19 protein-coding genes are annotated in these 22469 nt (G+C 72.1%); 13 read left to right on the forward strand and 6 right to left on the reverse strand.

The annotated features are described in order from the left end of the window. Window positions 1-64: 64 nt before the first annotated feature. From ACIBNA_RS36475 to ACIBNA_RS36515, 9 genes are read left to right on the forward strand one after another with little or no spacing between them, the layout of a single operon-like run. On the forward strand, window positions 65-1216 hold the full coding sequence (locus tag ACIBNA_RS36475) for a glycosyltransferase family 4 protein (protein WP_399169494.1): 1152 nt from the start codon (window positions 65-67) through the stop codon (window positions 1214-1216). Further along, a complete protein-coding gene (locus ACIBNA_RS36480) occupies window positions 1216-1998 on the forward strand; it encodes a class I SAM-dependent methyltransferase (RefSeq protein WP_399169547.1) in 783 nt (260 codons plus the stop codon). Before ACIBNA_RS36475 ends, ACIBNA_RS36480 begins: the two co-directional genes overlap by 1 nt. Continuing rightward, window positions 1995-6122, forward strand: a complete 4128-nt coding sequence (locus ACIBNA_RS36485) for an alpha-(1->3)-arabinofuranosyltransferase family protein (protein WP_399169495.1) — start codon at window positions 1995-1997, stop codon at window positions 6120-6122. Before ACIBNA_RS36480 ends, ACIBNA_RS36485 begins: the two co-directional genes overlap by 4 nt. Beyond that, a complete protein-coding gene (locus ACIBNA_RS36490) occupies window positions 6119-7366 on the forward strand; it encodes a condensation protein (protein ID WP_399169496.1) in 1248 nt (415 codons plus the stop codon). Before ACIBNA_RS36485 ends, ACIBNA_RS36490 begins: the two co-directional genes overlap by 4 nt. Next, a complete protein-coding gene (locus ACIBNA_RS36495; RefSeq protein WP_399169497.1) occupies window positions 7363-8103 on the forward strand; it encodes a methyltransferase domain-containing protein in 741 nt (246 codons plus the stop codon). The genes ACIBNA_RS36490 and ACIBNA_RS36495 overlap by 4 nt, the downstream gene beginning before the upstream one ends. Window positions 8104-8118: 15 nt before the next feature. Further along, window positions 8119-9024 (forward strand): hypothetical protein, encoded by a 906-nt coding sequence (locus ACIBNA_RS36500; protein WP_399169549.1) that lies wholly within the window; start codon window positions 8119-8121, stop codon window positions 9022-9024. Beyond that, the gene (locus ACIBNA_RS36505) at window positions 9021-9242 is read left to right on the forward strand and encodes a Trm112 family protein (RefSeq protein ID WP_399169498.1); all 222 of its coding nucleotides are present in this window, start codon (window positions 9021-9023) and stop codon (window positions 9240-9242) included. Before ACIBNA_RS36500 ends, ACIBNA_RS36505 begins: the two co-directional genes overlap by 4 nt. Next, entirely contained in the window at window positions 9239-10066 is an 828-nt protein-coding gene (locus tag ACIBNA_RS36510; RefSeq protein WP_399169499.1) for an FkbM family methyltransferase, read from the forward strand. Before ACIBNA_RS36505 ends, ACIBNA_RS36510 begins: the two co-directional genes overlap by 4 nt. After that, window positions 10032-10640: a hypothetical protein gene (locus ACIBNA_RS36515; protein ID WP_399169500.1), complete on the forward strand. Its 609-nt coding sequence runs from the start codon at window positions 10032-10034 to the stop codon at window positions 10638-10640. The genes ACIBNA_RS36510 and ACIBNA_RS36515 overlap by 35 nt, the downstream gene beginning before the upstream one ends. A 17-nt stretch (window positions 10641-10657) precedes the next feature. On the opposite strand, the gene ACIBNA_RS36520 is transcribed toward ACIBNA_RS36515, so the two are convergent. The 5 genes from ACIBNA_RS36520 to ACIBNA_RS36540 all read right to left on the reverse strand — a co-directional run bounded on the left by ACIBNA_RS36520 (window position 10658) and on the right by ACIBNA_RS36540 (window position 15990). Then, window positions 10658-12820: a peptidoglycan-binding protein gene (locus ACIBNA_RS36520; protein WP_399169502.1), complete on the reverse strand. Its 2163-nt coding sequence runs from the start codon at window positions 12818-12820 to the stop codon at window positions 10658-10660. Between the two features lie 9 nt (window positions 12821-12829). Next, the gene (locus tag ACIBNA_RS36525) at window positions 12830-13279 is read right to left on the reverse strand and encodes a hypothetical protein (RefSeq protein ID WP_399169503.1); all 450 of its coding nucleotides are present in this window, start codon (window positions 13277-13279) and stop codon (window positions 12830-12832) included. Window positions 13280-13457: 178 nt separating this feature from the next. Next, the gene (locus ACIBNA_RS36530; protein ID WP_399169504.1) at window positions 13458-13916 is read right to left on the reverse strand and encodes a hypothetical protein; all 459 of its coding nucleotides are present in this window, start codon (window positions 13914-13916) and stop codon (window positions 13458-13460) included. 74 nt (window positions 13917-13990) lie between these two features. After that, complete coding sequence (locus ACIBNA_RS36535) at window positions 13991-14932, reverse strand: hypothetical protein (RefSeq protein ID WP_399169505.1); 942 nt, start codon at window positions 14930-14932, stop codon at window positions 13991-13993. Between the two features lie 179 nt (window positions 14933-15111). Next, on the reverse strand, window positions 15112-15990 hold the full coding sequence (locus tag ACIBNA_RS36540; RefSeq protein ID WP_399169506.1) for a RimK family alpha-L-glutamate ligase: 879 nt from the start codon (window positions 15988-15990) through the stop codon (window positions 15112-15114). A gap of 173 nt (window positions 15991-16163) precedes the next feature. Here ACIBNA_RS36540 and ACIBNA_RS36545 point away from each other — a divergent pair, with 173 nt between their 5' ends. Further along, window positions 16164-17258, forward strand: a complete 1095-nt coding sequence (locus tag ACIBNA_RS36545; RefSeq protein WP_399169507.1) for a MerR family transcriptional regulator — start codon at window positions 16164-16166, stop codon at window positions 17256-17258. Window positions 17259-17399: 141 nt separating this feature from the next. Here ACIBNA_RS36545 and ACIBNA_RS36550 read toward each other — a convergent pair whose 3' ends face one another. Next, a complete protein-coding gene (locus tag ACIBNA_RS36550) occupies window positions 17400-18104 on the reverse strand; it encodes a FadR/GntR family transcriptional regulator (RefSeq protein ID WP_399169508.1) in 705 nt (234 codons plus the stop codon). A gap of 195 nt (window positions 18105-18299) precedes the next feature. On the opposite strand from ACIBNA_RS36550, the gene ACIBNA_RS36555 reads away from it, so the two are divergent. From ACIBNA_RS36555 to ACIBNA_RS36565, 3 genes are read left to right on the forward strand one after another with little or no spacing between them, the layout of a single operon-like run. Beyond that, a complete protein-coding gene (locus ACIBNA_RS36555) occupies window positions 18300-19628 on the forward strand; it encodes an SLC13 family permease (RefSeq protein ID WP_399169509.1) in 1329 nt (442 codons plus the stop codon). Window positions 19629-19676: 48 nt separating this feature from the next. Continuing rightward, complete coding sequence (locus ACIBNA_RS36560) at window positions 19677-21134, forward strand: acyl-CoA synthetase (RefSeq protein WP_399169510.1); 1458 nt, start codon at window positions 19677-19679, stop codon at window positions 21132-21134. Then, on the forward strand, window positions 21127-22467 hold the full coding sequence (locus tag ACIBNA_RS36565; protein ID WP_399169511.1) for a carboxyl transferase domain-containing protein: 1341 nt from the start codon (window positions 21127-21129) through the stop codon (window positions 22465-22467). Before ACIBNA_RS36560 ends, ACIBNA_RS36565 begins: the two co-directional genes overlap by 8 nt. Window positions 22468-22469 lie beyond the last annotated feature (2 nt).

Here is a 22469-nt window from a genome sequence, read left to right on the forward strand (position 1 = left end):
AGACCCCCAGAGCCAGACCTGCCCCCACGCTGAGTTCCGCACCCCGAGACGAGTTGGAGCACCCATGCCCCAGCACGTGCCGTCCCAGCTGCGCGCCGCGTCCCCCAGCGCGCCGCAGCACCTTCCGGCGCTTCCCCCACATCCGCGCCGGATCGTCTTCCTAGCCCATCGCGATCTGGACAACCCGTCCGCCGGCGGCTCCGAGCTGCTGGTCGACAAGCTCGCCGACGGCCTGACCCGGCTCGGCCACCAGGTGACCCTGCTGTGCGGGGGCCCCGCGGCCTTCCGGGACTACCGGGTCGTGTCGGCGGGCGGCCCCTACGGGCACTACCTGCGCGCCCGGTCGGCCTTCGCCCGCCAGGTCGGCGACTGCGACCTGCTGGTCGAGGTGTGCAACGGCATGCCGTACCTGGCGCCGCTGTGGCATTCCGGGCCCACGCTGTGCCTGGTCAACCACGTCCATACCGACCTGTGGAAGATGCGCTTCGGCGGGCCGCTGTCGCCGGCCGCGCGGATCGGCCGAAGACTCGAACACTGGGCCCTGACCGGGGCGCAGCAGCGGAGTCTGCTGGTCGCGGTCTCCCCCTCCACCGCCCACGCGCTGCGCGCGATCGGCGTCGAGCGGGACCGTATCCGGGTCGTGCACAACGGGGTCGAGGAGCCGGGGCCGCGGGCCGAGCGCTCCCCGGAGCCGTTGTTCGTCGCCGTCGGCCGGCTTGTCGAGTACAAGCGGATCGATCTGCTGCTGCGGTTGTGGGAGCGGGTGCGGCCCGTCACCGGCGGGCGGCTGGTCATCGTCGGGGACGGCCCCGAGCGAGGAAGACTGGAGCAACTTGCCGGTCCTGGTGTGGAGTTCACCGGGTACGTGACGGAGGCGGAGAAGCATCGGCTGTTGTGCGCGGCCTGGTTGTTGCTGCATCCCTCGGCGGTGGAGGGATGGGGTCTGGTCGTGACGGAGGCCGCGGCGCGGGAGACGCCGACCGTGGCGTTCGATGTGCCGGGGCTCAAGGACTCCGTGGTGGATGGTGAGACCGGCGTTCTCGCGCGGGGTGAGTCCTCGTTCGCCGCCGCGTGGTGTGCGCTCGGCCTGTCCGGGTCGCGGCGGGAGTTGATGGGGAAGGCTGCTCGGGAGCGGGCGGCGCAGTTCCGGTGGGACCGGACTGTGCGGCAGTTTCGGGCGGTGGCCGCGGAGGCGGTGAGGGGCTGGGCCCCGTGATACCGCCCAAACGCCCACGCGGCGGAGCCGCACGTGTCACAGCCCCGCGCCCCTATGGAAACGACCCCTCCTTACGACGATCTCTTGCCCTGTTCCGCGCCTTTCTCCATGAACAGGACGATCCCGAGAGCTGCTACTCGCTGCTCGCCCGGGACGCCGCCGATCAGGTCGAGGCCTACGACGGTCCCGTCGCCGGGCGTACCGTCATCGACGTCGGCGGCGGCAGCGGTTACTTCACCGAGGAGTTCCGGCGACGCGGAGCGCACGCGTTCCTCTTCGAGCCGGACATGGCCGAACTCGGCGAGAAACCCCCCGACTCCGCCGTCGTCGCCGACGGATACCTGCTGCCCCTGCGGGACGGCGTCGCGGACGTCACGTTCTCCTCCAACGTGCTGGAGCACGTGGCCGACCCGGAGACGTTCCTGAGTGAGCTGGCCCGGGTGACGCGGCCCGGCGGGCTGATCTACGTGTCGTTCACCAACTGGCTGTCGCCGTGGGGCGGGCACGAGTGGGCCCCGTGGCACTACTTCGGTGCCGAGCGGGCCCGGGCCCGCTATCTGCGGCGGACCGGCAGGCCCGCCAAGCACACGCTCGGCGAGAACCTGTTCGCGGTGCACATCGGATCCACCCTGCGGCAGGTGCGTGCCCGGGACGACGTCACGGTCGTCTCGGCGCGCTCCCGCTACTGGCCGTTCCTCGCGGAGACCGTCGTCAAGGCGCCCGGCATCCGCGAGTTCGCCACCTGGAACCTCCTCCTCATCCTGCGGCGGTGTCCTACATGACAACCACGGTCCAGGCTCCTCCACCGGCAGCCGTCCCCACCACCGCGACCGCGGCGGGTCCCCCCGAGGGCCCGCGGTCGCGGCGCTGGCTGCTGGGTTTCTGGGCCGTGGTGTTCGTGCTGTTCCTGGCGGTGCAGCCGGGACGGCAGACCTTCGACACCAAGCTCGGTGTCACGGTCGACCCGGGTCAGTTCCTCGCCGACCTGGGGCAGTTGTGGCACGACCGGGCCGGGTTCGGTGGGATCCAGGACCAGTACGTCGGTTATCTGTGGCCGATGCTGCCGTTCTACTGGCTGTGCGACCTCGTGCAGTTGCCGGTGTGGCTGGCCGAGCGGCTGTGGCTGTCGATCGTCGTGTCGGTCGCCTTCTGGGGCGCGCTGCGGCTGGCCGAGCGGCTACGGGTGGGCAGCGGTGCGTCCCGGCTGCTGGGGGCTGTGGCGTACGCGCTGTGGCCGGTGTTCACGACAGTCGTCGGGTCGACGTCGGCCGCCGCGCTGCCCGGTGCGTTCCTGCCGTGGGTGCTGTTGCCGCTGACGAACGAGCGGTACGCCGCCCGGGTCGCGGCCCTGCGGTCGGCGCTGCTCGTGCCGTTCATGGGCGGCGTGAACGCCTCGGCGACGCTGGCGTCCCTGCTGCCGGTCGGGCTGTATCTGCTGTCCCGGCCGCCCGGGCCACGGCAGCGCAAGCTGATCGCCTGGTGGGCTCCGGCCGTGATCGTCGTGACGGCCTGGTGGTGGGTGCCGCTGTTGCTGCTCGGGGTCTACGGCGAGAACTTCCTGCCCTATATAGAGACGTCGCAGACGACGACGGACACCATGTCGGCGACCGAGGCGCTGCGCGGCGCCGGGAACTGGGTCGCCTATCTGCACTTCGGTGAGGCGTGGCTGCCCGCGGGGTGGGCCGTGGCCTCCTCCGTCGTCGTGATCGTGTGCTCGGCGCTCGCGGCCGGGCTCGGTCTTGCCGGGCTCGCCCGGCGGGACATGCCCGAGCGGCGGTGGCTCGTGCTGACGGTGCTCGTCGCGGCGCTGGTGCTGCTCGCCGGGTACGGCGGGGCGTTCGGGGCGCCGTTCCACGGGGTCGTGCAGGGCTGGCTGGACGGGTGGCTGTCGCCGTTCCGGAACATCTACAAGTTCCAGACGGGCCTGGCGCTGGCGTTCGTGCTGGGCCTGGCCCATCTGGTCGGTGTGGCCGCCGAGCCGCGCGGGGCCCGCCCGGTGCGCGGCCGGCGCTTCGCCCCGCTGGTCGCGGCGGTGCTGATCCTGCCGGGGCTGCTGTGGCCGTACCTCAACGGCTCGATCCTCAACCCGGGTTCCTTCCAGAAGCTCCCCACCTACTGGCAGGCCACGGCCGACTGGCTGGGGAAGTACTCGCCCGACTCCCGCGCCCTGGTCGTGCCGGCGACCGCGCACGGCGTCTACACCTGGGGCTCGCCCATCGACCAGCCGCTCGACGTGCTCGCCGAGTCTCGGTGGGCCCAGCGCGACTACGTCCCGTTCGGCACGCCCGGCAATCGGCGCGCCATGGACGCCGTCGAGCAGGCACTGCTGTCCGGCGCCGAAGTCCCCGGTCTCGCCGACTACTTGAGCCGGGCCGGGCTGTACTACGTCGTCGTACGCAACGATCTCGACCCGGACCAGATCGGCCATGTGCCGACCGCGACCGTCAAGCGCACCCTCGAACAGTCGGGGTACGAGCGGGTGACGGGGCTGGGGCCGGTGATGACCGGCGGCCGGATCGCGCAGGACGCCCCGCTCCAGGTCGAGGGGCTGTACCCGCGGCAGCGGGCGGTGGAGATCTACCGGCCGGCCGGGGACGACGTGCTCCGGCCCGGGCAGGCGGGACTCATGCCGGTCTCCGACACGGCCGTGGTGTCCGGCGGCCCGGAGGCGCTGCTGCCGCTGGCGTCGCGACTGCGCGGGCGGGCGACCGTCCTGACCGGCGACCACCACCCGGGGCTCGGCACCCCGGCGGTGCAGGTGGTGGGCGACGGGATGCGGCGCGCCGACACCCGGTTCGGCCTGGTCAACGCCGGCACGTCGTACACGTACACGCGCGACGAGCGCAACGCGCCCGACGCCCAGCAGGACCCGGGCGAGAAGCCGCGCCAGATCCTGCCGACCGAGGGCGCGGGCCACCAGACGGTGGCCGAACTGCGCGGCGCCCGCTCGGTGACGGCCTCCTCGTACGGCAACTGGCTCTTCCATCTGCCGCAGTACGACCCGGTGAACGCCTTCGACGGCAACCCGGACACCGCGTGGACGGAGGGCTCGCCGGACACGCCGGACGGGCAGTGGCTGCGCATCGGCTTCACCGGCTCCTACGACATGCCGTCCTCCTTCAAGGTCACGCCGTTGCCGCAGGAGAGCGTGCGGGCGGCGGCGACGAAGGTGCGGGTGGAGACGGAGAAGGGCGCGCGGACGAGCTTCCTCCGGCCGAACGGCACGGCGCAGAGCGTCAAGGCGCCCGAGGGCGGCACGCGGTGGATGAAGCTGACGATCGTGGACTCGGTGGAGCGCCGGGCCGGGCTCACGGGCGCGGGCTTCTCCGAGATCGACCTGCCGGACGTGCAGGTGACGCGGCTGCTGCGGCTCCCGACGGACGCGGACGAAGCGACGTCGGACGCCACAGTCGTCTCCCTGCACCGGGCCTCCGACCCGACCGGCCTCTGGGCGACCGGCACCGAGGCCGGCCTGCACCGCCGCTTCACGACACCGGCCGCCGGGACGTACGAGGTGACGGCGAGCGCGGTGCCGGTGCCGGGCGAGGAACTGGACCGGCTGCTGTACGAGGTCGCGCCCGAGCAGCAGTCCCGGATCGTCGCCACCGCCGACTCCACGGCGAGCCTCGGCGCGGGCCTCGCGGCACGCAACCTCACCGACGGCGACCTGACGACGGCGTGGATCGCGGGCGACCAGCCGACGATCCACCTGAGCTGGGAGGGCAAGCAGCCGGTCGGCGAACTGGTCCTGGCCCCCGCGGGCGGCCTGTCCACCCGCGCCTCCCAGGTGCACATCAGCTCCCCGGACGGCGCGACGATCGCCGGCGTCGACGAGAACGGCTGGGTCCGCTTCCCGCCGATCACCACGGACCGGCTCGACATCACGATCACCGAGACCGCCCCGCTGACCCTGCACAACCCGGTCGCCGACGAGAAGCTGCGCCTCCCGGTGGGCCTCACGGAGGCGTACATCCCCTCCCTCGACCAGTACCGCACCCCGCAGCCGGACGGCACCCGCAAGTTCTCCCTGCCGTGCGGCAAAGGCCCCGACGTCGCGCTGGACGGCGAGCTGTACCAGACGAGCGCGAAGGGCACGGTGCGGGACCTGGTGGAGCGGCGGGGCGTGGAGGTGACGCTCTGCCAGGAGGGCCGGGGTGACGCCGAGGTGCAGCTGTCCTCGGGTGACCACCGTCTGGAGGGCGGCGACGCGGGCCCGCTCGCGCTCACGGACGTGACCCTGACCCGCGGGACGGTCCCGGAGGCCGCCGTGGCCGGGCGTGAGCTGCGGGTGAGGGACTGGCTGGGCGACCGGCGCGAGGTGGCACTCGGCTCGGGCGCGGCCTCCTACCTGACGACGTACGAGAACTACAACGACGGCTGGAGGGCTACCCTCAACGGCAAGGAACTCGCCCCGCTGCGGCTGGACGGCTGGCAGCAGGGCTGGCGGATCCCGGCCGGGGCGGGCGGCACGGTCAAGCTGTCCTACGAACCGGCCACCACCTACGACGCCGGGCTGATCGGCAGCGGCGTCGGCATCGCGCTGCTGCTGGGCCTGGCGCTCTGGCGCCGCAACGCCCCCAACCCCGACGCACCGCAACCGGTCCCGCCGCTGCCCGGCCTGTGGCTCGGCACGGTGGCACTGACGCTGGTCGGGGCGGTGATCGCGGGCTGGCTCGCGCTGCTGGTCCCGGCCCTGGCGTTGCTCGCGGCCAGGCGGCACGCGCTGCTGGTGCCGATCGCGTTCGTGGCGCTGGCGGGAGCGGGCATCGCTGCCGCGATCGGGGCCGGGGAGCCGGTGGGCGAGGGCGCGTTCGGCCGTACGGCCCAACTGCTGGCACTGATCGGCCTGTTCGCAGGACTGGTGAGCCTGCACGAGCCCTCCACGGGGAGGAACGAGCCCGCATGACGACACCGGTACGCATCCCGTTCCCGGTGGTGGACGAGGTGTCCCGGCACTGCCTCCAGGAGGCGGAGCCGGAAACGGTCCACATCGAGGTCCACCTCCCCGGCCCGGTCGACCAGACCCGCCTGCGCAAGGCGTTCACGGAGGCCCTGCACAGGCACCCGCGGATCCTGATGCGGGAGGCCCGGGGCCCGTGGTACCGACGCCGCTACGAGTGGGAGCTGACGGACGCCCCGGACACGGAGGTGGTGACCTTCAAGCCGACGGGCCCGCGGGCCTTGCAGGACGCGAGGGCCCGGGCTCTGACAAAGGCCCCACCCCTGTCGGCGTCACCGCCGATACGCCTTGAGGGGGTCGGCTCGGTCCTGTTCCTCACCATCAACCACACCGCCCTCGACGGCCCGGCCTGCCTCCGGATCCTGGCCACCGCCGCAGAGTTGTACGGAGGCAGTGACAACTCCCCGGCATCGCCCCCCACCCGTACGCCCCAAGCCCTCCAAGAAGCCCCGGACAGCCCGACCACCTGGTCCCGTCCTGCGAGGGTCGCGCCCGGCACTCCCGACTCCTCCCCCGGCAACGGCATGCTCGTCACCGAGCTCCCTCTCCCCCACCGCCCCAAGGGCTCCCCGTACACCGTCAACGACCAGCTCATGGTCACCACGGCCCTGACCATCGCCCACTGGAACAGGGAGCACGGCGCACACCCCCGCACCCTCCGCATCACCATGCCCGTCGACGACCGCCCCCGCGACACCACGATGCCCATCGGCAACGGCACCCGCCTGGTGGAAGTCCCCTTCGCTCCAGAAGAGCTGGACGTCAGCGACATGCCCGCCCTCCTGCGCCGCACGGCAACCCGCACCCGCGCACTGAAGTCCCTGCCCCGCCCCCAACTGGGCCACGGCGCCGCCCTCCTCACCACCCCCTGGGCCCCCGTCGCCGCCCGCGCCGCCCTCACCCGCACCCTGCGCCGGGCCGCCGCGCCCTGGACGTCGACCACCCTGCTCAGCAACATCGGCCGCATCCCGTACCCCCTGGACTTCGGGGAGGAGACGGGCCGCGCGCACGCGGTCTGGTTCTCGGCGCCGGCCCGGATGCCGCGCGGCCTCACCGTGACCACCGCCTCCACCGCCGGCCGCCTCCACCTCGCCCTGCGCTGGTCCCGGGCCCTGCTCAGCCACGGCGACGGCGCCCACCTCCGCGACCTCTTCGAGCACTATCTGCACACCACGGAGGTGACCCCGTGACGACGACCACCCCGGCGTCCCCGCCCCGCGACCTGCGCGACTTCTACGAGAACCCGGCCGTCCCCGTCGCCTCCGGCACCCCGCGCAGCATCCGCCAGGCCCGCATGCTGGCAGGGGCACTCGGCTCGGCGGACCCCAGGCCGCGGACGATCCTCGACATCGGCTGCGGGGACGGCACCGCCGCCGCCACCGCAGCCCCGCTCCTGCCCGGCCACCGCGTCATCGGCGTCGACTGGTCCCAGGACGCCCTCAGGCGCGCCCGCACCCGCATCCCGTACGCGGTCCGCGGTGAACTCACCGGCGGCGGACTGCCGTTCGCGCCGGAGTCGGCCGACGCCGTGCTGTTCAGCGAGGTGATCGAGCATCTCGTCGATCCGGACGCCGCCCTGGACGAGATCCGCCGGGTGCTGCGCCCCGGGGGCCATCTGATGCTGTCCACCCCGAACCTGGCCGCCTGGTACAACCGCGCCCTGCTGCTGGCCGGGGTCCAGCCGGTGTTCTCCGAGGTCAGCCTGCGGGCGATCCACGGCCGCCCCGGGTCGGAGGTCGTGGGCCATCTGCGCCTGTACACACCCCGCGCGCTGCGGGAGTTCGTCGCCGCGTCCGGGTTCACGGTCGTGACGCTCGAAGGCGCTCCCTTCCACGGCGTACCGCGCCCGCTGCGGCCGCTGGACCGGCTGGCCTGCGCCCGGCCGCAGCTCGCGTCGATCCTGCTGCTGCACGCCAGGAGGACGTAGCCCATGTGGTGGGGAGTGGCCGCGGCGCTGCTGGCGAACACCCTGTACAGCCTGGGCTTCGTGCTGGAGAAACGGGCGCTCACCTCCCTGCCCGAGGTGACGATCCGGCAGCCGGCCCGGCTGTTGCGTCTCGTCCTCGGCAGCCCCCTGTGGATCGGCGGTTCCCTCGCCCTGGCCGCCGGTTTCGCCGCGCAGCTCGTCGTCTACCGCACCCTCCCGATCGCCGCCGCGCAGGGCATCTTCGTCTCCGGCCTGGTGCTGCTCGTGCTGCTGTCGGCCCGGCTGCTCGGGGAGGAGACGAGCGGCCGGGAGCGGTACGCGCTGGGTGCGATCCTGCTCGCGCTGCTGATGGTGGTGCTGTCGCTGCGCGAGGGCTCGGACACCGTCAGCCAGGACGCGCCGTACCCGTTGATCCTGCTGGTGTGCGTGCCGTCGCTGGCGGCCGGGCTGTGGCTGTACGGCTCCGCCGAGCGGCGGGCCCGCAACCGGCACCGGCGGCCGACGACCGGCGTCGAGTACGGCGTGGCCGTGGGGCTGCTGTACGGCGTCAGTTCGCTGGCCATCAAGGGCGTGTCGAGCCATCTGACGACCAGCGGGATCGGCGGTGCGGTGCTGGACCTGCTGAGCTCCCCGTATCCGTATCTGCTGCTGTTCACCGGCGCGTTCGGCCTGGTGATGTCGCAGGCGGCGCTCCAGCGCTGCCGGGCCTCGCTGATCGTGCCGGTGTGCACGACCGTGACGTCCCTGTTCACGGCGGTGCTCGGCACGTTGTCGTTCGGCGAGGCCCTGCCGGACGAGCCGCTGCGGCTCGCGCTGCGGGTGGCGGGCACGGCCCTGGCGGTCGCCGTGCTGCTGACCATGCCGAAGCACGACCCCGCTCCCCAACCCCCCGCATCAGCCAAGGAGTTGGCATCCCCATGAAGCCCGACGACCCGCTGCTGAAGATCCTGGCGTGCCCGCTCGACAAGGGCCCGCTGCATCTGCTGGCCGAGGAGGCCGAGCAGGAGGAGGCGCTGTACAACCCGCGGCTGCGCCGCCGCTATCCGATCGTCGACGGCATTCCGCAGCTGTTGCCGGCCTCGGGTGAGCAGGTCTCGGACGACGAGCACGAGGAACTTCTCCAGAGGATGGCCCCATGACCAGCCTGGCAGCCCGCCTCGCTCCCTTCCTGCCCACCCGCCTGGTGGCCGCGACGGCCCGGGCGCTCTATCCCCGGTTCGAACCGGAGCTGGCCCGGCTCGCCGAGCTGTGCCCGCCGGACTGCGGCACGGCGGTGGACGTCGGCGGCTGGTACGGGCCGTGGACGCACCGGCTGTCCGGCCTGGCCGAGCACGTCGTGACGATCGAACCGGTGCCCCATCTGGCCCGCCTGCTGGCCGCCGCCGTCCCGCCGAACGTTCGGGTGATCCGTGCCGCGGCCTCGGACCGCCCGGGCATCGCCCGCCTGTGGCTGCCGTCGGACGACTCGGGCGACCGGGGCGTGTCGTCGCTGGTGCGGCGTGACATCCACGGCCGGGCGCTGGACGTCCCGTGCGTCACACTGGACGAGCTGGGCCTGCGGAACGTCGGCTTCATCAAGATCGACGTGGACGGCAACGAGCCGGCGGTCCTGCGGGGCGCGACGGGCCTGCTGGCCCGCGACCGCCCGGCCCTGTTCGTGGAGCTGGAGTCCCGCATCCAGCCGATCAGCCCGGTGGTGACGTACCTGTCCCTGCTGGGCTACGAGGGCTGGGTGCTGCCCGGCGACAGGTGGGTGCCGCTGGCGAAGTTCCCCCTGGAGGACCACCAGGCGGACGCCTCCTACGTCGTCTCGCACGGCCTGCTGCGCCGCGTCCTGCCGCACAACGCCCTGCGGGGCCCGCGCTACGTCAACTCGGTCCTCTTCCTCCCGGACGGCCGCCGCCCGGGCACCGCGCCGGTGGGCGACGATGGTTCCCATGCCCTCCGGAAAGCGCCCCGCTAGCCCCTTCACACCACTCGATTTCCAGCTGGTGCTGCTGCGCCGCATGGCCGACCACAACCCCGAGCTGGTGGAGGACGCCCGCCACGAGCTGGGGGTGTCCCTCGCGGACATGCGCGAGGCCAACAAGCGCTGGCAGGCGATGGTCCGCTCCCCGCGGTCCCGGGCACCCCTGTCACGCTACCGATCGGTGCTGGGCGAACCCGAGTCCCGTACCGCCCGCCGGATCGGCGACCTGGACTGCGAGGCCTGGCTCTGGCCCGTCTCCCTCTGGCCCGGCCTGCGCTTCGAGGTCCTGACCGCCCCTAACGGCGCGGTGTGGAACGAGTGGCTGGTCCGTGCCCAGGGCGCCGAGGGACCCGGCCTGCGCACGCTCGAGGACCTCACCCCCTGGTCCTGCACGGTCGACGAGGCGGCCCGCGCCTTCGCCCCCGCCCGTCCCCTGGAGGGCTCGGCCCCGACCCGCTGGGGACTGGCGTTCACCGCGCCGGACGCGCAGGGTGTGCGGTGGGAGGTCGTCGCGGAGTTCACGTGGGGGCTGTTGCAGCGGGTGGCCGTCACCGGCGGTCAGGGCTGAGGCGCTCCGGCCCGCGGTCAGAACCTCCCCTGGTTGAGGGCGGTCTGGAGCGCCTTGGTGGTGGCGGTACCCCAGTGGCCGTCCATGATCAGACCGGCGGCGATCATCTTGTTGAGGTGGCCCTGAAGCGCCTTCACCGTGTCCGGACCGATGTCGCCGTCCTCGATCAGGGCGGTGCCGGCCCAGGTGTTGAGGTGCTGTTGCAGGGCGCGCTTGGACCCGGGTCCCCAGGCGCCGTCGGCGGTGACGCCGATCGCCCGCTGCGTCGCGGCGATGGTGGCGGGCCCGAAGTTCCCGTCCACGTCGAGCTGTTCACCATCGGCATAGCTGCCGTACGCCGCCTCGGTGGCCGGCCCCCAGAGCCCGTCCGCCTCGACTCCGACCTTGCCCTGCAGCCAGCGGACTCCGGCTTCGGTGCGGGGGCCGTAGACGCCGTCCACGTCGAGGGGCGGGGTGTGGCCGAGTCCGTTCACGGCGTGCTGCTGGGAGGCGACCGAGCGTACGGTGGTGAGCCCACCGCCCGTGTGCCCCGAGCCCCCGGTGTGGGCCACGTAGGCCGCTTCGGTGTCGGATCCCCACAGCCCGTCGGCCTTGGTGCCGACCTTGCCCTGCAGCCAGCGCACACCGGCGTCGGTGAGCGAACCGAACTCGCCGTCCACGTCGAGGGGCGGAGTGTAGCCGAGCCCGTTCACCGCGTGCTGCTGGGAGGCGATGGAACGGATCGTGGCCAGCCCGCCGCCGCCGCCCGCACCGAGGTAGGCCACGTACGCCGCCTCGGTCCGCGGCCCCCACAGGCCGTCGGCGGCCACGCCGACCTTGCCCTGCAGCCAGCGCACACCGGCGTCGGTGAGCGGGCCGAAGAGGCCGTCCACGGTCAGGGGCGGGCTGTGACCGAGCCCGTTGACGGCTCGTTGCTGCGCGGCGATGGACCGCACGGTGGTCAGCCCCCCGCTGGAGCCGTCGTCCGGGGGATCGCCGTCGTAGACCGGTTCACCGCCCACGATGGGATACGTGGTTCCCGGCAACCCGTTCTGTGTCCAGGCGCGGAGCGCCGCGCCCGGGCACTGGGTGGAGTCGAGCGCGCCGTGATAGGTCGAGGTGAGTGGCTTGCCGGTCTTCTCCCGGGCGGCGAAGAAGAGGCTCCGAATGGAGTTCTTCGCCGCCGTGGTGGCATCGCCGTCCCGGCCGATGAAACAGACCCCGAAGTGGGTGGTGTTGTAACCCTTCGCGTGCGCGCCCTCGTTGGCCCAGCCGCGCCCTTCGAAGATGCGGCCCTGCCTGTCGACGAGGAAGTTGTAGCCGATGTCCCACCAGCCGTTGGAATCCATGTGGTAGTTCTGGATCGCCCTGGGTGACTGGCCGGCCGGCCCCGCGGAATAGTGGACGGTGAAGGCGGTGCGCTGCGAGAGCGGGACCTTCACCTCACTGCGGGGCGGACGTGCTCCCCACTGCGCACGCGAGATGATCTGAAGCTGCTTCGGCGTACTCGTGGCGGGAACTCCTGGATCCATCAGGGAGCCGGTGTGCGCATAGGGCAGGAGGTTGCCGGGGCATTCCGTGCCGTATCCCTTGGAGTGCGGGAACATGTTGGGGCCGGCCTTTCTGCCGGCCGGAACCTCCGACCGCAGATGCGCGATCAGGCTCTTGATCGAGGTTCGCATCGCGGATGTCGGCTCGTCCTCGGAGCGGAGGAGACCGCAGATGGAGTAGAAGGCGGCGTTCCGGCCGACCGCACCGTGCTCCGCTACCCAGATGTGCCCTTTGGGCACGTTTCCCTGGGCGGGGGCGTCGCCTCCGTTGGCCTCTCCCCGTTCGAGGCCGCGTCCCTCGTATATCTTTCCGTGCGGGCAGACGAAGTAGTTGTAGCCGATGTCCTCGTCGGCCTTGCCGTGCATGTCCGACCAGGCGTCGGCCACGTCCTTGGCGCATTTCTCCTCGGTGTCGAGACCGGAGGAGCCGCCGCCGCGGTGGTGAATGAACGCTCCCCCTTTCCAGGGGGACCACTCACGATGGGGCGTCGGTTTCGGTGCGGCTCCTACCTCGTCGATCAGCTCCTGGGTCGCCTTCGTGTAGTCGCCGTGGAAATCCGCCCATGCCTTCTGGGAGATGAGCAGGCCTCCCGTCACGGTGGTGGCGGCATACGGGGCCCAGGCCGATCTGGGCCGGATGTCGATGGGCATCGGGAACTCCTAGTCGAGAAAGGTGCCGCACGCCGAACTCGGCACCCAGCGGTGGGAGCTGATGTTGTCGTTCGCGGCGGCGCCATTGCTGAACGTTTTCCCGGCGAGGTTGTCCGCATAGGCCTCGGACGGCTCCAGGCAGAGATGGCCGCCGTCGTAGCCGGGGCGCTCGTGGAACATGACGGCGAGGCCTGCGGAATCCTTGCTCAGGACGGAGGTCGCCGCGTTGTCGTCCCCGCCTCGGAAGGCGCCGGCGTTGTCGCCCCAGTCGGCGTCGTGGCTGCCGGCTCGGCCGAAGTAGCCCCCACAATCGGTGTTGCCGAACGCGTAGACGTAACCGGGCAACGCCCCGCTCCAGAAACGGTCACAGGCCGTGGACGCCTGAGCGCTGGTCGCGGGGATGAGCACACCGGACGCCGCGAGAGCGAGAGTCGCGGCCGCGGTCAGCATCTTGCGCATGGTGAATCGCTCCTTGTGCCGTCGGGAAAGCGGGACGTCGCGTCGGGAAGCGGGGCGTCGCGTGGCCGGGTGCCGGGACGAGGCCGGGCGGCACCGGGTGTCCGGGGCGCCATGGCCCACCGGTGACTGACCGGTGGGCCATGGCGGGGTGCGCCAACTCAGCTGCGCGGCTGGAAGGTCACGTCGCCCACTGGTCGCAGTTGTTGGAGTTGGGGTTCACCCAGCGGTGAGAGCTGATTTCGTCGTTCGCGTCCACACCGTTGTGGAACTCGTCGTCTTCGAGGTTGGAGGCGTAGGACTCGTCCCTCGACAGGCAGATGTGCCCACCCGCCCAGTCCTGACCGGTCCCGTTGAAGAACTGGACTTCGTAGCTGCTCCCCTTGTTCAGGATCGATGACGCCTCGTTGGTGTCACCGCCCTGGAAGGGTCCGGAGCTGTTGCCCCAGTCCGAGTCCCAGCTGTCGGAGTTGCCGATGTGCGACTCGCAGTACGCGTGCTTGTAGGCGTACATGTACCCGGACCGCGCATTCGTGTAGTTGTCACTGCAGCTCACGGCCGCCTGCGCGGTTGTCGCAGGGACGAATGCCCCGAGGCCGGCGAAGGCGAGAGCCGCCAGAACGGCAGGGATTTTACGCATGATGCGTCACTCCTTCTTTCATGGGGTTCTGTGAGACATCCCGTAGCTGCGATGCTGCGGAAATCGGTGAGGCGTCAGACCTGCGAGTCGATGACGTCCTTGGCCCTGGCCAGTGCGTCCAGCCTCATGCGCTGGTACTGGGCGATGTCGTCGCTGTACCGCCCGAGTTTCCTGGTGCGGTATTCGCGTTCGAGGGAGCGTGCCGTCGTGGCCAGGGAAGTCTTCACGGCGCACGTGGCTTCGGCGACAGCCAGCTCCACCTCGGTGGCGTGTGCTCGCGCGGGGCTCAGCCCCTCGGTGACGACGTACCGCTTGTCGCGGAGCTCGTTCGGGTCGGCGTAGTCGTGGCCCTCCGCACGCATACACCGGGCCCACGCCTTGACGGCGTTCACCAGGCGCTTGTCCTTGACGAGATCCGGTACGTACAGCGGAGTCAGACTCGTGGCGATCTTCTTGACGCGGAACCAGGTCGCGCGATCACCGTAGAGTCGCTCCCTGGTGTCGGCCCAGCAGCCGTCGCGAGGAGTCTGAACGGTACCGCCCGCGGGCAGTTCGACCGACAGCATGCCCTTCGAAGGATCGCCGCTGACGGTCTTGGAGTAGCGAATGCGTTCCGCCTCCGGGAGGGAATTGGCGTACGCGTGGTTCGGATCGCTCCGGCGGATCTTCTCGGCCTTCTTCTCGAGCTGTCCGCCATAACCGTATGTGCGCGCCCAGTCGACGTCGCTCAGTACAAAGCCCCGGCTCTGCCGTTCCTCGACGCTCGTCACCGGCGTCAGCCAGTATCTGAAGCCTTCCTTCTCCACGCATTTCCTGACCAGCAGCTGCTCGGCTCGCTCGATCAGGATCACCTCGGCGTCGGTCAGCTCCCGTACCGGGCCCGCGGCGCCCTCGGCCGCGGCGCCCTGCTGCGTCCGTGCGGAGTCCGACTGCTCGTTCGTGGTCGTGGTGCAGCCGGCCACAGCCAACGTGACGATCACCGTGGCCGTGCATGCGGAATTGATCGCTCGCCTCATGGTGGTACGCACTCCCCCGAGTCGTGGCGCGATTCCTCGCGCCCCTTCGCTCCTTGAGCTTGTCCGAGGCGAGCGTGAGCATCCAGGGTCTTTCGTTCAGCCGCAAAAGCCCAGGAACACCAGGGGGAATCGCATGCTCCGTATCGGGCCCGACGCTGCGCCGGCAGCGCCCGTCGTGGTCAGCCGGCCGCGGCCAGGACCGCCTCGACCACCCGCGGCACGGACTCCGGGTGCAGCCACAGGAACAGGTTCGGTTCGATCAGCTCCAGTTCCATCACACATGGCTCCCCGTCCGGCCCGGTGACGAGGTCCACGCGCGCGTACAGCAGCTCCGGCTGCCCGGGTACGGCGGCCAGTGCCCGCTCGGCGACGTCGAGTTCGGCGGCGGTCGGCTCCCAGGGCCGGAGGTCGGGGTGGGCGACCTTCTCGGTGTCGTACGGTGTGTCCGGGGCGAGGACCGCGCCCTTGCGGCTGGCGTGCAGGAGGCGTCCGCCGAAGAACTGGAGGGCCCGCTCGCCGTGCGTGTCGATGCTGGTCAGGTAGGGCTGGAGCATGACGGTGAAGCCCTCGGCGTGCATCCGCTCGACCTGGCGTACGGCGGCGTCCCGCTCCCCGGCCGGGTAGCGGGCGGCGTACCGGGCCCCTGCCCCGGAGGTGGGCTTCACGACGTACTCGCGGTCGTCGGGAAGCTCGACGGGATCGCCGGGCGCGAAGTAGCGGGTCGGCACGGCGGGCACACCGGCCTCCGCGAGCTGCCCCAGGTACCTCTTGTCGGCGTTCCACCGCACGATGTCCACCGGGTTGGCCAGCCGCGTGGCCTTCCCGCACCGCTCGGCCCACGCCGCGAACTCCTCGGCCCGCCAGCTGTAGTCCCAGGTGGAGCGTATGAGGGCCAGGTCGAAGCCGGCCCAGTCGACCGACGGGTCGTCCCAGTGGACGGCGGCGGCCTCGGCCCCGGCCTCTCGCAGCGCCCCCACCAGCACCGGCAGATCCCGGTCCTTGCTCTCCACGCCACCGGGGTCGTAGGTGACGAGCGCTATGCGCGGGGTGCCGGCCACGGCGACTCCATCCTCGGACGAACGATCGATTCGATTCCGGCGCAGGCTAACAATCCCGCCCGGAACCGCGACACCCTGTTTGACCTTCACCTTTGGTGAAGCCCCAGCATCGGTGGCGGAACCAGGCAAGCGCGAGGAACGCGCGGAGCGCAGGGGAATCTCATGGAGATCGCATGGGCATGCTGACGATCGGCGCGTTCGCGAAGGCGGGCCGGCTCTCACCGAAGGCACTGCGCCTGTACGACGAGCTGGACCTGCTGCGGCCCGCCCGGGTGGACCCGGACACCGGATACCGGTACTACGCCGTCGGGCAGTTGGAGCAGGCTCGACTGGTGGCGTGGCTGCGGCGGCTGGGCATGCCGCTGGCCGAGATCCGCCAGGTGTGCCGGCTCTACGACCGCGACTCCACGGCCGCCGCCCGGGAGATCCGCGCCTACTGGGCGCGGGTCGAGGCGGAGACGGCGGTACGGCGGGATCTCGCCGCGTTCCTGGTCGATCACCTGACAGCGGAATCACGAGAGTCCGGAAAGGACACCGCCATGCTGGAACTGCGTTACTCCGCCCACTCGGACACCGGTCGCGTCCGCCCCGCCAACCAGGACACGGCCTACGCGGGCACCCGGCTGCTCGCCGTCGCCGACGGCTTCGGGCCGGCGGGCGCCCCCGCGAGCAGCGCCGCCGTGGAGGCACTGCGTTTCCTGGACTCGGACGAGATCCCGGCCGGCGGGGTCCTCAACCTCCTGGAGGACGCGGTACGGGGCGCGGCGCAGGCCGTCCGCGATGTGGCCGACGGCGCCGACGACATCGGCACGACCCTGACCGCCCTGCTGTGGACGGGCTCACGGCTGGCCCTGGTGCACATCGGTGACTCCCGCGTCTACCTGCTGCGCGACGACGAACTGTTCCTCATCACCCACGACCACACGGTCGTCCAGTCGATGATCGACGAGGGGCGCCTGACGCCCGAGGAGGCCACCTCCCACCCCCAGCGATCCTTCCTCCTGAAGGCCCTGACGGGCGACGGCGCCACCACGATCCCGGACCTCCGCCTGCACGACGCCCACCCGGGCGGCCGCTACCTGCTGTGCTCCGACGGCCTGTCGGGCGTCGTCCCCGAGGACCGGATCCGGGAGCTCCTCACCTCGCCCACCGCCCCTGACGAAACGGTTCAGGCCCTGGTCACGGCGGCGAACGAGGCCGGCGGGCCGGACAACGTCAGCTGTGTGGTGGCGGACGTCGTGGAGAGGGGAGAGCGCGCGGGCCGCTAGGGGGTGTCCGCAAAGTCCCGTCGTCCGCCCGGAGGGCGGGCCCCGCGGCGTTCGGTGCGTGCTCTGGGGGTCCCCCCTGCTCGAAGAGCTTGGCGGAGCGTGCCGGGCGTCGCGGGGCAGGCGGGACTTTGCGGACACCCCCTAGGACTCCTCCGGTTCCCAGTCCAGCAACCGCACCTTCGCCACCGTACGGACGTGGCGCCGCATCGCCGTGGCCGCCTGGCGGGGCTGCTGTGCGGCGATCGCGTCGAGGATGGCCTGGTGCTGGGAGAGGGAGCGGGACGGGCGGCCCGGCTGGCGGAGGGACTCGGTGCGGCTCTCGGCGATCTGCTCGGCGATGGAGCGCATGAACTCCGCGAGCAGAGCGCTGTGGGCCGCCGCCGTCACGGCCGCGTGGAACAGCCGGTCGCCCTCGACGCCGTGACCGCCCGCCGCGATCTCCTCCGACATGTGCGCGAGCGCCGAGCGCATCGCGGCCAGGTCCTCCTCCGAGCGCCGCTCCGCGGCCAGTTCGGCGAGCTTCGTCTCCAGCGCCTCCCGCGCCTCCAGTACGTCGGGCAGGCGCCGGCGGCGTTCCACCATCCGCTCGACCGGTTCGGTGTCCAGGCTGTCCCGCACGAGGTACGTGCCCCCGCCGTGCCGGGCCTCCACCAGGCCCTGGACCTCCAGCACCACGATCGCCTGCTTCACCGAGGCGCGGCTCACCCCGAGGCGCTGGGCCAGATCCCGCTCGGGCGGCAGCCGGTCGCCGGCGCGCAGGCCCCCCTCGGCGACGTACTGACGCAGCCGCTCCAGCACCTGTTCGTAGAGGCGCTGCTTCGTCATGGGGCGCAGGGCGTCGGTCACGGGGTCCCCCTCTCGCGGGGAGCGTAACACCGGCGCCCCTCACTGGCCGAGTGGCTGAACCAATTCTCGCGCGACCCCTTGACGGACACCCGGGCCGCACCCACGCTGTTCAGCCAACGCACTCAAGTGGCTCAGCCACTCGGCCACTCTTCTGGGTGTTCCCAGCCGCTCCGGGGCCCAAAGACGGGAGCCCGTATGTCCCCCGAACTCATCTCGATCCTCGTCCTCGTCGTGGTGTTCGTCATCGCCACCACCCGTTCCGTCAACATGGGCGCGCTCGCCTTCGCCGCCGCCTTCGGGGTGGGTGGGCTCGTCGCCGGTCTCGACGCGGACGGCATCTTCGCCGGCTTCCCCGGCGACCTGTTCGTCGTCCTGGTCGGCGTCACGTACCTCTTCGCGATCGCCCGCGCCAACGGCACCACCGACTGGCTGGTGCACGCCGCCGTCCGGCTCGTGCGGGGGCGGGTGTCGCTCATCCCGTGGGTGATGTTCGCGCTGACCGGCGCGCTCACGGCGATCGGCGCGGTCAGCCCGGCCGCGGTGGCGATCGTCGCCCCGATCGCGCTGAGCTTCGCCGCCCGGTACGGGATCAGCCCGCTGCTGATGGGCGCGATGGTGGTCCACGGCGCCCAGGCCGGCGGCTTCTCCCCCATCAGCATCTACGGCTCGATCGTCAACGGCATCGTGGAACGCGAGAGGCTCCCCGGCAACGAGGTGGTCTTGTTCCTGTCGTCCCTCGCCGCGAACTTGGTGATCGCGGGGGTGGTGTTCGTGGTGTGCGGTGGCCTGAAACTGCGGGGAGACATAACTGTGGGCGATCGTGCCGCTGGGGCGGCGCCCGTCCCACAGAGAGCGGCACCTCGCCCCGCCGAGCTGCGGCCCGACCCGACCTCGGCAACCGGCACGCCGAGCCCGGAAACGACCAGCCTCACTCCGTCCCGCGTTGCCACCCTCACCTCCCTCCTGGCTCTGGTAGTCGCCGTCCTCGTCTTCGACCTCGACGCCGGCCTCACCGCCATCACCCTCGCCGTCATCCTCAGCACCGCCTGGCCGGAAGACAGCCGAAAGGCAGTGGGCGAAATCGCCTGGCCGACAGTCCTCCTCATCTGCGGCGTCCTCACCTACGTAGGCGTCCTCGACGAGATGGGCACCATCACCTGGGCAGGCGAGGGCGTAGGCAACATCGGCGTCCCCCTGCTCGCCGCAGTCCTGCTCTGCTACATCGGCGCCCTCGTCTCGGCCTTCGCCTCCTCCGTGGGAATCATGGGCGCGCTGATCCCCCTGGCCGTGCCGTTCCTGGAACGGGGCGAGATCGGGGCCATCGGCATGGTCGCCGCACTGGCCGTATCGGCGACGGTCGTGGACGTGAGCCCGTTCTCCACGAACGGCGCACTGGTCCTCGCCGCCGCCCCGGACGTCGACCGCGAGCGTTTCTTCCGGCAGTTGATGGTGTACGGAGGGATCGTGGTGGCGGTCGTACCGGCGGCGGCCTGGCTGGTGATGGTCGTCCCCGGCTGGGGATAGCCGGCCGCTGACCGGTCCGACAGGAAAACAGCTAAGGAGATGTGACGCGTGACCCCTCTCTTCCCGGCCCTGACCGAAGCCCCGGCCGGCGCCCCGGCCGACCGCTCCGCCCTCCGGTTCGGCGAGCGCTCCCTGACCTACGCGCAGCTCGCCGCCGCGGCCGGTGCGACGGCCGGACGCATCCAGGAGGCCCGCCGGGTCGCCGTCTGGGCGACGCCCACCATGGAGACCGCCGTCGCCGTCGTCGCCGCGCTGCTGGCCGGCGTGCCCGCCGTGCCGCTCAACCCGAAGTCGGGCGAGAAGGAACTCGGGCACATCCTGTCCGACAGCGCGCCCGACCTGGTGCTCACGGCCCCGGACGACCAACTCCCCGCCCCCGTACGGGACCTTGCCCGCCTGGACGTCGACGTGCACGGCACCGGCCCGGTCCCCGAGGACCACGCGGACGACGAGGACCCGGCGCTGATCGTCTACACCTCCGGCACCACCGGCCCGCCCAAGGGCGCGGTCATCCCGCGCCGGGCGATCGCCTCGACCCTGGACGCGCTGGCCGACGCGTGGCAGTGGACCGGCGACGACGTACTCGTCCACGGACTGCCGCTGTTCCATGTGCACGGCCTGGTCCTGGGCACCCTCGGCCCGCTGCGGCGCGGCGGCTCGGTGCGGCACCTGGGCCGTTTCACGACGCAGGGCGTCGCCCGGGAGCTGAACGCCGGGGCGACCATGCTGTTCGGTGTGCCGACGATGTACCACAGGATCGCGGAGGCGGTGACCGGCGACCCCGAGCTGGTGAAGGCGCTGGCCGGGGCGCGGCTGCTGGTGTCCGGTTCCGCCGCGCTGCCCGTGCACGACCACGGCAGGATCGCGACCGCGACCGGGCGGCGGGTGATCGAGCGGTACGGCATGACGGAGACGCTGATGAACACCAGCGTCCGGGCCGACGGCGAGGCCCGCCCGGGCACGGTCGGTGTGCCGCTGCCGGGCGTGGAGCTGCGGCTCGTCGAGGAGGACGGCTCGGAGGTCACCGCGTTGGACGGTGAGACCGTCGGCGAGATCCAGGTGCGCGGCCCGAACCTGTTCACCGAGTACCTGAACCGGCCCGACGCGACCGCCGCCGCCTTCACCGCCGACGGCTGGTTCCGCACCGGCGACATGGCGGTGCGCGACCCCGACGGCTATGTCCGGATCGTCGGCCGCAAGGCCACCGACCTGATCAAGAGCGGCGGTTACAAGATCGGGGCGGGTGAGATCGAGAACGCGCTCCTGGAACACCCGGGGGTGCGGGAGGCCGCCGTCACCGGGGAGCCGGACCCCGACCTCGGCGAGCGGATCGTGGCGTGGATCGTCCCGGCGCAGCCCCAGTCACCGCCGTCGCTGGAGGAGTTGGCGGATCACGTGGCCAGGCGTCTCGCCCCGCACAAGCGCCCACGGGTCGTCCACCACCTCGACGCCCTGCCCCGCAACGACATGGGGAAGATCATGAAGCGGGCGCTGCCCCATGACTGAGCGCCTCAGTGCCCGCGCGGTCGTCGACGCCCTCGCCGACGACTCCACCTTCGCCGAACTGCCCATCTCCATAAGGGAGCCCAGGCCGGACGGCCCGCTCGCCTGGCCCGGCTACGACGCCGCCCGCGCCCGTGCCGCCGAACGCACCGGCGAGCAGGAGTCGGTGGTCTGCGGCACCGCCCGGGTCGGCGGCACCCGGGCCGTGCTGATCGCGTTCGAGTTCGGCTTCCTCGGCGGCTCCCTGGGGGAGCGCACCGGCGACCGGCTGGAGGCGGCGTACACCTACGCCCGTGAGCACCGCCTCCCGGTCGTGCCGCTGGTCGCCACCGGTGGCAGCCGGATGCAGGAGGGCATGCTCGCCCTGGGCCAACTCCAGCGCGTGGCCCGCGAGTCGGCGCTCACCAGGGAGGCGGGGCTCGCGCAGATCGCCGTGCTGCGCGATCCGACCACCGGGGGCGGCTGGGCCACCCTGGGCGCGGGCGCCGACGTGGTCCTCGCGCTGCCCGGGGCCCAGGTCGGCTTCGCCGGCTCCCGGGTGCGGCCGGCGGACGCGGACCCGGCGGCGTACACGGCCGAGGCGCAGGTCGCGGCGGGGGCGGCGGACGCGGTCGTACGGCCGGAGGAGCTGCGGGAGACGCTGGGCCGGTGGCTGCGACTGCTGACGTGCCCGTCCACCACGCCGGCCCCGCCGCCCGAACCGCTCGGCGCCGACGCGGGCCTGCCCGCCACCGGGTGGGACGCCGTACGGCGCGCCCGCTCACCCCGACGCCCGCGCGCCGCCGCCTACTTGGACGCCTACTTCTCCGACCGGGCCGCGATCAGCGGCGACCGCTGCGGCGGCACGGACCCGGACGGCATGCTGTGCGGCTTCGGCACGCACGAGGGCCGTACAGTCGCGTACGCCGCGCAGACCGGGACCGCGACCCGCCCCGCCGGCTACCGCACCGCCGCCCGTCTGATCCGCCTCGCGGACCGGCTGGGCATCCCTGTGCTGACCCTCGTGGACACCCCGGGCGCCGCCAGCGACGCGGAGGCGGAGCGGCAGGGCGCGGGCGCCGCGATCGCGGACCTGTTCGGGGCCGTGGCGGGCGCCCGCACCCCGGTGACCACTCTGGTGATCGGTGAGGGCGGGTCCGGCGGGGCGCTGGCGCTGGCCGCGCCCGGCAACACCTGGGCCACCCCGGACAGTTACTTCTCGGTGATCGCGCCGGAGCTCGCGGCGGCCATCCTCAAGCGGCCGCCGCGCGAGGTGGAGGCGACGGCGGACCAGCTCCGCATCCGGCCGCAGGATCTGGTGGAGCTGGGGGTGATCCGGGGGACGGTGGGACCGTGAGT

The organism is Streptomyces sp. NPDC050164 (assembly GCF_044459945.1).
In the GTDB taxonomy this organism is placed as follows: Bacteria; Actinomycetota; Actinomycetes; order Streptomycetales; family Streptomycetaceae; genus Streptomyces; species Streptomyces coeruleorubidus_A.